At 61.0% G+C, this 11,943-nt stretch carries 15 protein-coding genes; 9 read left to right on the plus strand and 6 right to left on the minus strand.

The window, feature by feature from the left end; genetic code table 11:
* Positions 1–4: 4 nt before the first annotated feature.
* From KYT97_RS17090 to KYT97_RS17100, 3 genes are all read left to right on the plus strand, one after another.
* Entirely contained in the window at positions 5–418 is a 414-nt protein-coding gene (locus KYT97_RS17090) for a (R)-mandelonitrile lyase (protein ID WP_045065359.1), read from the plus strand.
* 27 nt (positions 419–445) lie between these two features.
* The gene (locus KYT97_RS17095) at positions 446–1,426 is read left to right on the plus strand and encodes a quinone oxidoreductase family protein (protein WP_095887305.1); all 981 of its coding nucleotides are present in this window, start codon (positions 446–448) and stop codon (positions 1,424–1,426) included.
* Between the two features lie 70 nt (positions 1,427–1,496).
* On the plus strand, positions 1,497–1,955 hold the full coding sequence (locus KYT97_RS17100; protein WP_045065361.1) for a hypothetical protein: 459 nt from the start codon (positions 1,497–1,499) through the stop codon (positions 1,953–1,955).
* Between the two features lie 5 nt (positions 1,956–1,960).
* Here KYT97_RS17100 and KYT97_RS17105 read toward each other — a convergent pair whose 3' ends face one another.
* The gene (locus KYT97_RS17105) at positions 1,961–2,611 is read right to left on the minus strand and encodes an alpha-ketoglutarate-dependent dioxygenase AlkB family protein (RefSeq protein WP_219110301.1); all 651 of its coding nucleotides are present in this window, start codon (positions 2,609–2,611) and stop codon (positions 1,961–1,963) included.
* A 94-nt stretch (positions 2,612–2,705) separates the two neighbouring features.
* On the opposite strand from KYT97_RS17105, the gene KYT97_RS17110 reads away from it, so the two are divergent.
* From KYT97_RS17110 to KYT97_RS17120, 3 genes are read left to right on the plus strand one after another with little or no spacing between them, the layout of a single operon-like run.
* Positions 2,706–3,056 (plus strand): ArsR/SmtB family transcription factor, encoded by a 351-nt coding sequence (locus tag KYT97_RS17110; protein ID WP_033233572.1) that lies wholly within the window; start codon positions 2,706–2,708, stop codon positions 3,054–3,056.
* Complete coding sequence (locus KYT97_RS17115) at positions 3,053–3,535, plus strand: SRPBCC family protein (protein ID WP_033233574.1); 483 nt, start codon at positions 3,053–3,055, stop codon at positions 3,533–3,535. Before KYT97_RS17110 ends, KYT97_RS17115 begins: the two co-directional genes overlap by 4 nt.
* A 40-nt stretch (positions 3,536–3,575) precedes the next feature.
* Positions 3,576–4,004: a VOC family protein gene (locus KYT97_RS17120; protein WP_095887306.1), complete on the plus strand. Its 429-nt coding sequence runs from the start codon at positions 3,576–3,578 to the stop codon at positions 4,002–4,004.
* Here KYT97_RS17120 and KYT97_RS17125 read toward each other — a convergent pair.
* Positions 3,967–4,260 carry an Ada metal-binding domain-containing protein gene (locus KYT97_RS17125; RefSeq protein WP_141486900.1) on the minus strand — a complete coding sequence of 98 codons (294 nt, stop codon included), beginning with the start codon at positions 4,258–4,260 and terminating at the stop codon, positions 3,967–3,969. The two genes, KYT97_RS17120 and KYT97_RS17125, sit on opposite strands and share 38 nt — an antisense overlap.
* Positions 4,250–4,969 carry a 2OG-Fe(II) oxygenase gene (locus KYT97_RS17130; protein WP_219112997.1) on the minus strand — a complete coding sequence of 240 codons (720 nt, stop codon included), beginning with the start codon at positions 4,967–4,969 and terminating at the stop codon, positions 4,250–4,252. Before KYT97_RS17130 ends, KYT97_RS17125 begins: the two co-directional genes overlap by 11 nt.
* Positions 4,970–5,175: 206 nt before the next feature.
* Here KYT97_RS17130 and KYT97_RS17135 point away from each other — a divergent pair, with 206 nt between their 5' ends.
* From KYT97_RS17135 to KYT97_RS17145, 3 genes are all read left to right on the plus strand, one after another.
* Positions 5,176–6,513, plus strand: coding sequence for an ABC1 kinase family protein (locus KYT97_RS17135; protein WP_425332408.1), 1,338 nt, complete (start codon positions 5,176–5,178; stop codon positions 6,511–6,513).
* A gap of 77 nt (positions 6,514–6,590) precedes the next feature.
* Positions 6,591–8,306 (plus strand): PucR family transcriptional regulator, encoded by a 1,716-nt coding sequence (locus KYT97_RS17140; RefSeq protein ID WP_245005853.1) that lies wholly within the window; start codon positions 6,591–6,593, stop codon positions 8,304–8,306.
* A 104-nt stretch (positions 8,307–8,410) separates the two neighbouring features.
* Positions 8,411–9,526, plus strand: a complete 1,116-nt coding sequence (locus tag KYT97_RS17145) for an NDMA-dependent alcohol dehydrogenase (RefSeq protein ID WP_033233577.1) — start codon at positions 8,411–8,413, stop codon at positions 9,524–9,526.
* Between the two features lie 59 nt (positions 9,527–9,585).
* Here KYT97_RS17145 and catC read toward each other — a convergent pair whose 3' ends face one another.
* From catC to catA, 3 genes are read right to left on the minus strand one after another with little or no spacing between them, the layout of a single operon-like run.
* Complete coding sequence (catC, locus tag KYT97_RS17150; protein ID WP_045065374.1) at positions 9,586–9,867, minus strand: muconolactone Delta-isomerase; 282 nt, start codon at positions 9,865–9,867, stop codon at positions 9,586–9,588.
* Between the two features lie 14 nt (positions 9,868–9,881).
* Positions 9,882–11,003: a muconate/chloromuconate family cycloisomerase gene (locus KYT97_RS17155; protein ID WP_092804413.1), complete on the minus strand. Its 1,122-nt coding sequence runs from the start codon at positions 11,001–11,003 to the stop codon at positions 9,882–9,884.
* 29 nt (positions 11,004–11,032) lie between these two features.
* On the minus strand, positions 11,033–11,872 hold the full coding sequence (gene catA / locus KYT97_RS17160; RefSeq protein ID WP_141486796.1) for a catechol 1,2-dioxygenase: 840 nt from the start codon (positions 11,870–11,872) through the stop codon (positions 11,033–11,035).
* Positions 11,873–11,943: the final 71 nt, after the last annotated feature.

Consider the following 11,943-nt stretch of genomic DNA (forward strand, 5'->3'; position numbering starts at 1 on the left):
TCCCATGGAGATTCTGAAGCAACCGCCCACGAGCAAAGCTCCCGCAGACTGGTTCACCGGCGACGTCTGGTGGGACGTCATCTACTCAGGCCAGGAACCGTCACGCATGCGCGCCAACATGGTTCGCTTTGCGCCGTGCTCACGCACAGACTGGCACTCCCACGCGCTGGGGCAGACCTTGCACATCGTGTCCGGCACCGCCCTGATTCAGGCTCGCGGCGGCGAGATCATCGAGGCCCAGCCCGGCGACACCGTCTACACACCACCCGGCGAAGAACATTGGCACGGTGCGGCACCCGACCACTTCATGACCCACCTCGCATTGTGGGAAGGCCCCAGCGACGGCAGCACGGAAACCACGTGGGGCGACAAGGTCACCGACGAGGAATACAACGCCCCTCGTAGCAATCGCCGATGAAGTCCGAATATCAAGGAGCGCAACATCGTGACTGAGACCATGACTGCACTGTTCGGTGGGCAGGGCCCGGACTGGGTGGCCCGCGAAGTTCCCGTTCCCGAGCCTGGCCCCGGACAGGTTCTTGTGCGCACTCATGCCGTCGCACTGAACAACGCCGATCCGCAGATGCTCGCTGAGTTCGACACACCGGGCTCCGACAACGCGTACGTCGCCGGATACGAATTTGCCGGTGACATAGCAGCACTCGGCCCCGGTACCCACAACCTCACAGTGGGCGATCGTGTCATGGGAACTGCGCCGAGCAGTTTCGCACAGTTCGTCCTCGCGGATTACCGGCACGTCATAGCCATGCCCGACAACCTGGAATACAACGAAACCACAGCCCTGCCGACCGCACTACTCACCGAACACGGGGCTCTGATGCTCGCCGGCTACACGCCGGGACAGACGGTACTCATCACAGCGGCCACGTCAGGCATCGGCCTGCTGGGAGTTCAGATCGCGAAGGCGCTGGGCGCAGCCGCCGTCATCGGCACCACACGATCTGCGGACAAGGAAGACGTATTGATCAAAGCCGGCGCAGACACCGTTGTCGTCACGACGAATCGAAATCTCACGGACGCCGTACTCGAAGCAACAGAAGGTCGAGGAGTCGATGTCGTACTCGACCACGCCGGCGGGCAGACTCTAGCCGCCTGCTTACCCGCCACCCGAGACGGCGGGCACCTCGTCAATATCGGACGCCTCGACGCCGCGCAGTCCACGATCGACCTGGACGCGCTCTCCTACCGCCATCTTCACCTGCATGGAGCATCATTCGGCTTCGGTCGAGCAGAAGAACTCGGGAACGTGATTGCTGCTCTCGCCGACGAGGTCATGCCTGCTGTCGCCGACGGTCGGATACGTCCCGTCATCGACAGCATCTATCCCTTCGCGGAAGCGGCCGACGCGGCACACCGCATGCGTAGCGGCAATACCGTCGGAAAGATCGTGATGCCGATGCCCTGATCGATCTGTGCGTCACACCCCAACAGGATGAATGGTTCGTTTTCGGTCTGACTCATGGCACGCTGATCCCATGGAGCCTCTCGAACCGATGCGGCCGGTGAGCGTTCACGCGCCGATTCAGACGTCGACCCCGAGATGGAAATCTGCGGCGGCCATGCTGGGAACGATGTGCGTCTTTGCGTATGCCCTGCTCTCGACTAGAACCGGAGCCGGCCCTGTTGTGATGGGAGTTGCCGTCGGCGTTGTCGGCATAGTCCTCTATGCCATGTCGATATCGCGCACTCTCAGAGAGAACTCGGGCAAACGCATACCGATGTGGGGCGCCCCTCCGGTGTCTCCGCGCGAGATGGACCTGCTTGCCGGAGTCGGTATGCCGTTGTTTGCAGCCGGCACCTTGACTGCACTCCGGGCGTCGGGAATGAATTGGTCATTTCTCTTCCTCGGGCTGTGCGTGATGGTGTCAGTTCTCGCTTTGATACTTCCTGCCCTCATCCATAATTCACGCGTGAAACGGGCACTGTCAGCCTGAGAACTTCACCGCATTCCGGTATCCCGAAGCGTGATGTTCAACCGGCCGGACATCAATCCGCTGTCCGGATATGCGCTTCCTGCAATTACTTTCGGGACTCCGTGATAAGCGAAGCGTGAGGCACCGCCGAACACGAAAAGATCGCCGGACTGAAGTTCGATGTCGGTGTACGGCTTATTGCGATTCTCAGTGTTCCCGAACCGAAAGACACAACTCTGGCCGATGCTCAGGGACACGACGGGCGCGTCGCAGCGCTCGTCCTTGTCCTGATGCATTCCCATCCGGGCGCCGTCGTCGTAGAAGTTGATCAGCGCCGTGTCGGGGGTGTAGATCTCACCTGAATCTCCATAGGCAGCCGTCACGGCTTCACGTCCCAACGCGATCAGCCACTCGGGTAGTGGGGCTACAGCCGCACCGTTCACGTCGTCGGCCGTACGCGTGTATTTGTAGGGCTGCCAATGCCAGCCGAGGCACACGGTTTGGACGGACATCTTGTGTCCACCCGGAACCACCGCCGAGCGCATCGGGACCGGCGCGGTTGCCCACTGTCGACATTCGCTCACGAGCATGCGCTGTTGGTCTGCGCCGAGCCAATCCGGAACGTGAACAGCTCCCGGGGCTACCACCATCCGCGGGCGCGGGATCAGCGCGTTCATGATTTCCAGGCTAGTAGGCGATGAGGCATTGACACTCTCCGCATGGGCTCGTATCGTAATCAACAGATTGGTTGATAAAGGAGTTGATTGACAAGTGATCGTGGACCCCGGGGCTGATGATCGCCTCGACAAGGCATTCATGGCACTTGCCGACCCGGTACGACGACGGATCATCGCCCGCCTGAGCACCGGACCCCAGACGGTTAACGAGCTGGCCGAGCCGTTCGAAATCACGAAACAAGCTGTCTCCAAACATATTCAGGTACTCGAGGCAGCGGGGTTGGTCACTCGCAGCCGTGACGCCCAGAGGCGCCCGGTGCATCTGAATGCCGCAGCACTCGAGGCTTTGACAGCCTGGATCGACCGCTATCGACTGGTCCACGAACAACAGTTCCGAAACCTTGATCACCTACTGCACACCACACAGAAGGAGACACAGCCATGAGCACCACCAATCCCGTCACGATCACGGCGCCCGAGGGCGTTCCGTTCATCGACATCACACGCGAATTCGACGCACCCGTGAGTGCCGTGTTCGCGGCTCACTCTGATCCCGAACTGGTCAAGCAATGGCTCGGCCCCAACGGGTACGAGATGGACATCGAGGAATACGACTTTGTCAGCGGCGGTCGATACAAGTACATCCACCGCGATCCAGAGGGTGGCGAGTACAAGTTCAACGGCGTTTTCCACGTTGTTCGTAAGAACGAATTTGCCATCCAGACCTTCGAATACGAGGGCTTTCCCGATGTGGTCAGCATCGAATCCATGACGTTCGAAGATCTGGGCAACGGGCGCACCCGCCTCTCCGGCCACTCCGTATATCCGAGTCTCGAGGCGCGCGACGGCATGATCGAGAGCAATATGGAACGCGGCGTCGTCGAAGGTTACGAGCGCCTGGACAAGATCGTCGCACAGTCCTGATCACCTGTTTGCCCGATCACTAACTGCGAAAGGCACTCTCATGGATTGGACGCTTGAAGTTGTCATAGTTCCGGTCAGCGATCTGGGGCGTTCCATTGCGTTCTATCGCGATCAGGTCGGATTCAATCTCGATCACCACACCGTGAACGAGCACATGACGGTCGCCCAGCTCACGCCACGTGGATCGGGTTGTTCTATCGTCATCGGCAACCTGCCGTCACAAACCGAGATGCCTCCTGGCTCTTTGAAGGGCTTGCAATTGGTTGTGTCCGACGCGGCAGCGGCCAGGCAGGAGCTCATCGACCGGGGCGTCGACGCCAGCGAGGTCACAGTTTTCGACGAGCGTGATGGCGGCACCTTCTTCGGGTTCTCCGATCCTGACGGCAACACCTGGGCGGTTCAGCAGTTGAAGGTTCGCGGCGAGAAGCCACTCATTCCGAAGGAGTACCAGGACCGCTTCGGCCAGTAGAAGCAGCCTTCCACACTGCGTAGTCCGCGGGCATGCAGACAGCGCAGGGTCGATAGCCGGCCGCAATCGCGGTCGGCTCGTCGGCGAAGAACACCCGACTGGCGACATACCCACCGCGCGCGATCGCCCGCGCAGCCCCTCTGCAGTCGAGTCGACCGTAGATCTTCGTTTTCCGGTGTCCACCAAGCACTCCGGGTGCCTGACTCTCGTACGGCTTGTTGTCGGCATCACGGAGGATGTACGTCCTATTCGGCATCATGAAGCACCAATCCCAAGGTTCGACGCGCCCCTGACTTCACGACGCTGACACCATGACGCACAGACGCTCTGGACCAACCGCGCGCGCTGGGAACCGGCCTGTCCCTGGTGGTGAATATCAGGGCATGTCCTTGCTCGAGCACTACGACGGTTCCCTTGGACTGGGCGCGCGGCCGCTGCTCCACGATCATGAATTCACCGCCCGTGTAATCGATGTGCGGCTTGTCCAGCCCGATCACCACTTGCATCGGAAATACCAACTCGCCGTACAGGTCCCGGTGCAGCGCATTCCAGTCACCAGGGCCGTAGGACAGCAGAATCGGCGTCGGACGCTGTTGGCCGCCGTCATGGCACAACTCGATCCATTCGTCGAAGGTATCCGGCCAGGGCGCGTGATCCCCCACGTTGAAAGCCCACTCACGCGCAACAGGCAGAAGCTGCCGGTAGAAGGCGGCTCGCATGACCGTGATCGGGTCCGGTACCGGATCACGAAAGTATCGGTACTCCCCTTGCCCGAATCGGTACCGCGCCATGTCGATCGTGCTCCGAAATCGGCCCACCTCCGCGTACCAGGACGCAATTTCCTTGCATTCCGACTCGTCGAGCAACGGTCCCGTCTGCGCACACCCGCTCGTGTTGATTCCCTCGATCAGCGCAGGCCAATCGAGGGAATCAACACGAGCGGGCAAATCGGTGAACTGGTCCATACGAAGTAGACGATGCTGCGCGCAGAAACGTGAGAACGGCCCCTGCTGTACGTAGGCTGAGGCATTGCCCGCATTCGACAAGTTAGTGTGACTCGGCATACTGACTAAAGTCGAACGTCGAACAAGGGAGAGCCGTGCCGGACCACACACGACGTCCAGTCGGTCCCTACTCTTCAGGGGTGCCCGTAGGCGCTCTCGACGTACGTATGCCTGACCTGGAACGATTCGGCCTCCCTCAGCTGTGGCGATCGGCAGTCATCGCGGTGGTGCTGTCCACGTCGATCATGCTTGCCCTGATCGTGTGGCCGTTCCGCAGACGCGGGCGCACCATCGCGGACGCGGCTTCCGACGGCTTGGTGGACGGCTTCATCACCCTCGGCCCGACGTTCGTGAAGCTCGGTCAACTGGTTGCGTCGTCGTCGGGTATTTTCCCGGCACCACTGGCCAATGCGTGCCTTCGGTGCCTTGACGACGTGCCACCTTTCCCAGCGCAGCAGGCTCGCAACGTCGTGGAAGCCGACCTCGGATACTCGATCTCCGAACTGTTCGCGACGTTCGACGATCATCCGCTGGCGGCTGCATCGGTGGCGCAAGTGCATGCGTGCGTCCTGCACGACGGACGTGAAGCCGTCATCAAAATTCAGCGGCCGGGTATTTACGCCCGCATGCTCATCGATCTCCGGGCCGCATATCGAGGCGCGAGAATTCTGGAGAAGTTCGTCGAATTCCTACGGATAGCCAACGCCACGGCCATTATCCGCGACCTGCACAGTGCCACGATGACGGAACTGAACAGTGCCGTCGAAGCCGATCGGCAAACAACGTTCCGGAACAACATCGGCACCTTCGGCGACAACAAGGGCGTGACGACACCCGAGGTGTACTGGGATTACTGCGGGCCGCGGGTGATATGCATGGAGCGAATGCGCGGTGTTCCTCTCGATCGCTTTGTCGCGAGTCCGGACGGCGTCGACGAAGCCCGCATGCTTATTCGACGCGGCGTGAAAGTATGGCTCGAATCCGTCATTGTTCACGGACCATTCCACGGCGATGTTCACGCCGGAAATCTCTGGGTCCTCGATGACGGTCGAATCGCGATGCTCGATTTCGGAATTGTCGGAGTTCTCCCCGAAACGTGGCGAACAATTCTCACCGACATGTTTCGTGCAACATTGATCGACGGAGATTTCGCCCGTGTCGCCCGCGGTATCCGTGCCTTGGGATACGCCACCGACTACGAGGTGGACGACGACCAACTCGGCTTGCAGGTTGCCACCGCTTTGGCGCCGATTCTGGGCCGCGACCTGGGAGAACTCAAATTGAGTGAACTCATCATGGCGTTGATCCAGTTGGGCAGACAGTGGGGTGTGGCCAGCCCCGAGGAATTGGTTCTGTTCGGCAAGCAACTCGGATATTTCGAGCGATATGCCACCGTGCTCGCACCGGGCTGGGTTATCGGTCAGGATCTTTACCTTTTCAAGAATGTCTTTCCCGACGACGTCACGGCCAAGGCGCACAATTTGGGAATCACCCTTCCGGAATAAATCTGTCGAACTTAACTACTACGACAATCCAGGCGCGGGGATTAATCTGAAGCAACCCCCTGCGCTAGGAGCACGCCGTGCAAGCAGCACCCGCCATCATTGCCGAGCAGAAGTCCGCAGACAACCGAATCAGCGGAACGACCCCTGCAACCACCATCGGCACGCTCATCACGTCCTTCGACAGTTCCATCATCGAGTTACTCGTCAGCCCAGGTGGGCCCGACGTCGAGATTCGATCAATGACACTCCTCGAAGACTCCGACATCGACGGCACGGAATCCCCGGGCGCACTGTCCGACGTGTATCTGCCGGTCGGAGTTCCGATTGATTCGGTGATCAAGTGGCTGGTCGCGTCGGAGCACAAGCCGAAGCTGATGCTGGTCAAGAATGCCGTCAACGAAAGCGCATTGCGGGCGGCTGCGGAAAAGTCGGGAATCGCGCTCGCGTCCGTTCACCCGCAGGCCAGCTCCGGTCATATCTACTCGCTGATACAGCAGTTGCTCATCAAGAACACCTACCGCCGTCGTACAACTGCTCAGGGTTCTGGGCTTGACCCCACTGGCGATTCCGATTTGTTCGCGCTCTCCGAGACAGTCGCAGAACTGACCGGCGGCTTGGTCACGATCAACGACAATGCCCAGCACATCCTTGCCCATTCCATCGGACACGAGAATGAGGACGAATTACACCAGCGGTCGGTGCTCGGCCGCGAATGGCCGAGCGGTTACAGCGAATGGCTACAGAAGCGAGGCACATTCGAACATCTACGACGCTCGGACGAGGTCATCGACATCCCGGCCGCACCGGAGTTCGGCGCCGCCCACCGGCTGGCCGTCAGCATTCGGCGCCGCGGCACAAGCATCGCTACCTCCGGCGTGCACCAGCAGCATCTCGGAACCATCTGGGTCCAGACTGCGGGAACACCACTTCACGACGGTTCCGACGAGGTGCTTCGCGGCGCAGCAGAAGTGGCCTCACGCATCGTGATCCGGATACTCGACGCGTCCCGCCGGGAGAGCGCCCAGATCCAGCGACTGTTCGGCGCCCTGGGCGGCGGAGTCGATATCGCTTCCTTGGCGGATTCACTCTCACTATCCCTCGACGGACCGGCCGCGGTGGTGGGATTTGTGACCACCGAGCAGACGCCGGCCGAGTTGCGGCGGATGACGAACTCACTGCGCCTGCACGCCAGCGCTTTCCGACGTGACGCCGTCACCACCGCGATAGTCGACCGGATATACGTGCTCTTCCCTCTGGCAGAAGGCGAATCGCTGATCAGCGACTGGGCCTCCGACACAGTTCACTACCTGGAGAGTTCGACGGATATCGTCGCGCGCGCTGCGGTCGCAGTGATGATTCCCCGGCTGTCCGGGGTGCCAGAGGCCCGAAGAGAAGTCGACCGGGTACTCGACGCTCCCGGCGACACGCCCTCCCGCGTCACAACTCTGGCTGCCTCCCGCACCGCAGTGCTACTCGGCGAAATCCTCGACCTGATCGGGGACAACGACCGACTGCGCGATCCCCGGGTGGATCGCTTGTTGTCTTACGACGACAAGAACTCGTCGGACATGCAATTCACACTCACGAGCTACCTCGCTGCGTTCGGTGATGTGAAAAAAGCTGCGGCCCTGCTGAAAGTGCACCCCAACACGTTGCGGTACCGCGTCCGTCGCGCTGAGCAGATCATGGGAATCTCGCTCGACGAACCGGACACACGACTACTGACAGAGCTTCAACTAGCACTTGTCAGCCGGGAACCGTCCGAACCCGAACGGCTGACACCCACCCTCTGACGCCCACCGCTCCGTCCGATCAACGAGACACGTCACGTACCGCGCACCACTTGCGCGGTACATAACACTCGTCAATGAATCGAACGTCTAACTCAGGAGCACCCTTGAGAACTCGCGGAGCCGTCATCCGTCAAGCGCCCGGCAAGTACGAGGTCGTCGACCTCGAACTCGATTCACCTCGCACCAATGAACTGACCGTCAAAATGGTTGCCTCCGGCCTGTGCCATTCCGACGACCACATCGCCAGCGGCGATCACGCAGTGGGCCGCTACCCCATCTGCGGTGGCCACGAAGGTGCAGGCGTTGTGGTCGAGGTCGGCCCGAACACCGAGGGATGGACAGAAGGCGACCACGTCATCTTCTCCTTCCTTGCCGCCTGTGGCCGATGCCGTTGGTGTGCAAGCGGAATTCAGAACCTGTGCGACAACGGCGCAGCAATCATGACGGGTGGTCGTCCCGGCGACGCCGAAAGCTACCGCATGTCGTTGGACGGCGAACCGGTTTCACAGACCTGCGGCCTCTCCACCTTCAGCGAATACACCACGGTCAGCACACTCTCCGCAGTCAAGGTGGACAAGCACCTTCCGCTCGAGACGCTGTGCCTGCTGGGCTGCGGCGTCGGCACCGGTTGGGGTGCAGCCGTCAACTCCGCCCAGGTGTACCCGGGCCAGACCGTGATCGTCATGGGCGTCGGCGGCATCGGAATCAATGCAGTTCAAGGCGCCGCGCACGCCGGCGCCGCGCACATCATTGCGGTGGACCCCGTCGAATTCAAGCGCACGAGCTCCCTGAAATTCGGTGCCACACACGCAGTGTCCACGATGGAAGAAGCAACCGATATCGCTCGGTCCTTCACCAACGGCCAGGGCGCCGACTCCGCGATCGTCACGGTCGGCGTGACCACTGGAGACCATGTGGCACAGGCTTTCTCGTCGATTCGCAAGGCCGGTACCTGCGTGGTCACCGGACTGGGCAAAATGACGGACATCGGAATTCCGGTGAGCCTGATGGAACTCACGCTGTACCAGAAGAGAATTCAGGGATCGCTCTTCGGCGCCTCCAACCCGACTGCCGACATCCCGTGGATGATCGATCTCTACACGAGCGGAAAGCTCAACCTCGACGGGTTGATCACCAACCGCTACTCCCTCGATCAGATCAACGACGGCTTTGCCGACATGCATTCCGGCCGGAACCTCCGCGGCGTTATCAACTTCTAGCACACGCTGTCTGGACTCGACCTCAAGTCGAGTCCAGACAGAACTCGCAGCATGACCGGCTACTTGATCGAGGATCCGTGTTGCGTCAACGGCATGACTTCGATGCTCATGTACGGGAACAAGGGGAGATTCCAGAGAATCTCGTGCAGTTCGTCAGCCGACTCGACGTCGAAGATACTGATGTTGCTGAACTGACCCACGATTCGCCACAAATGCACCCACTTGCCCTGGCGCTGAAGGTCTTGCGAGTACGCCTTCTCCGTGGCTACGGTCTCCGCGCGCACCACCGGGTCCAGATCGCGTGGAATGTCGACGTCCATCCGTACGTGAAACAGTGCCATGTTCTTCTTGTCCTCTAGTTCCTGGTCCAGGTTTTGACGGCGTCCATGTTCAGTTCGACTCCCAGGCCAGGCCCGGAGGGAAGGTGCAACTGACCTTCGGAATACTTCAGGGGTTCCTGGAGCAATTCCTCACTGAAAAGCAACGGTCCGAAAAGCTCTGTTCCGAAGTTGATTCCGGGCTCGGCGCAGGCGAAGTGCAACGAAGCCGCCGTACCGATCGGCCCTTCGATGGACGTCGCACCGTGGCACGCGATACCCGCAGCCTTGGCAATCGCGACGACCTCGCGGCTACGCTGCAACCCACCGCATTTGGTGGTCTTGAGCGCGATGACGTCGGCAGCGCTGCGACGTGCGATTTCCAAAGCGTCGTGCGGCGTCTGCACGCTTTCGTCGGCCATGATCGGAATCGGTAACAGCCTACTGAGTTCTGCGAGGACCTCGATTTGGTCTGCCGGAGTGGGCTGTTCGATCAGCTCGACGCCCCCCTCGGCGAGTTTCGGCAGGTACCGCAGCGCAGTGAAGCGATCCCACCGCGCGTTGACGTCGACACGGACACCGGCATGACCGTCGAGCGCCTGTGCAATCTCGACGATGCGCGCAACATCGACGGCAGGATCAAGTGCGCCCATCTTGAGTTTGAAGCTGAAATTGAGTCGGGCTTCGAGCTTTTCGTGGGCTTCCTCGATGATCTCTGCCGCCGGCGCCGCACCCAGTGCCCATGTGACGTCGACGCTTTCGCGGAAGGCCCCGCCGAGCAGCGTGTGCACCGGCACACCCAGGCTGCGAGCCCAGGCATCGTGCAACGCCACGTCGACGGCAGCCTTCGCGAATCGCGCATTGGCAACAACCTTCTCGATGTCGGCCATGATCGCAGTGATCTGATCGACGCGCCTGCCGACAACTACGGGCGCGATGTACTTCTCGATGATGACCTGCATCGTCTCCACCGATTCGCCGCCCCACCACGGGCCACCCGGAACGACACCTTCGCCGTAACCGATCACTCCGTCGGACGTGCGGATCGCGACCAGCAACAACGGCTGCGCCGTCATCGACGTGGTGGCGAACTTGTGGGGGCGAACCAGCGGGACGTCGAGGATGGTCGTCTCGATGGAGACGATCGACAGGTCTGTCATCAAATCACTTTCTTTCGAACAGTTGTGGATCAGGCCGGGTCGAGCACGAAGTCGTACGTGACCCGGTTGATTCCATCGGCACCCGGCTTCGGATCGAGAATCAGTTCGGGCTTCGTGGCGGTTGCCACGTCGTTCTCGATCCACTCACCGTCCTTGAAATAGAGCTGCGTAGTGATCGTGCGCTTGCCGGGAGCCTTCACCATGAGGTGCAGGTGAGCCGGACGCCACGGGTGCCAGCCGGCCTTCTCGATGAACCAGCCGGTGGGGCCGTCGGTCGGAATCTGGTACGGCGCAGGCTGAATCGTAGTGATCTCGAACCGTCCCTCCCCGTCGGTCACGATCGTTCCGCGGAGGTTCCCGTCGGGGATGTGCGGCGCGAAATGGGAGTAGTAGCCCTCGTCGTCCGCATGCCACAGCTCGACGGTGGCCCCGTCCAACCCGTTGCCGTCGAGGTCACGGACCTGCCCCTCGAAGACCAGCTTCGATCCAACCTCGTTGTCACGCATGGGAAGTTCGCACTTGGCCGCCAATGTCTTGGCGTCGGCCACGTAGTACGGCCCCTCGATGCTGCCCTTCGTACCGCTCTGGCCGCGGTACGCAACCTCTTCGACGTTGTGCTCGAGGAAGACGTCCAGCCAGAGCGGCCATTCACCGAACTGGCCGATGTCGATCAGCCACTGCTTGAGAACCCGATACTCGGGGTAGGTGACACCATGCTTGTCGATGACGCCGGCAAGTGCTTCGAGGACGTCCTTGGCGATGGCCGAGACACGCTCGGGCGGGGTGTCCGCACTGACTCGTTCCTGGAGGAACTTGTCGGTGGCGGCGGTGCCCGAACCTACTGCGGTGGGGCTCTCGGAAGTGGTCATGTGGTCCTCCTCGGGGCCGTGTATGGCTGTTACCGGGTGGGCGCCGTACTGCTGGGCTGAGTCGGCTTCCC

Source organism: Rhodococcus globerulus (assembly GCF_019334125.1).
Taxonomy (GTDB): Bacteria; Actinomycetota; Actinomycetes; order Mycobacteriales; family Mycobacteriaceae; genus Rhodococcus_F; species Rhodococcus_F globerula.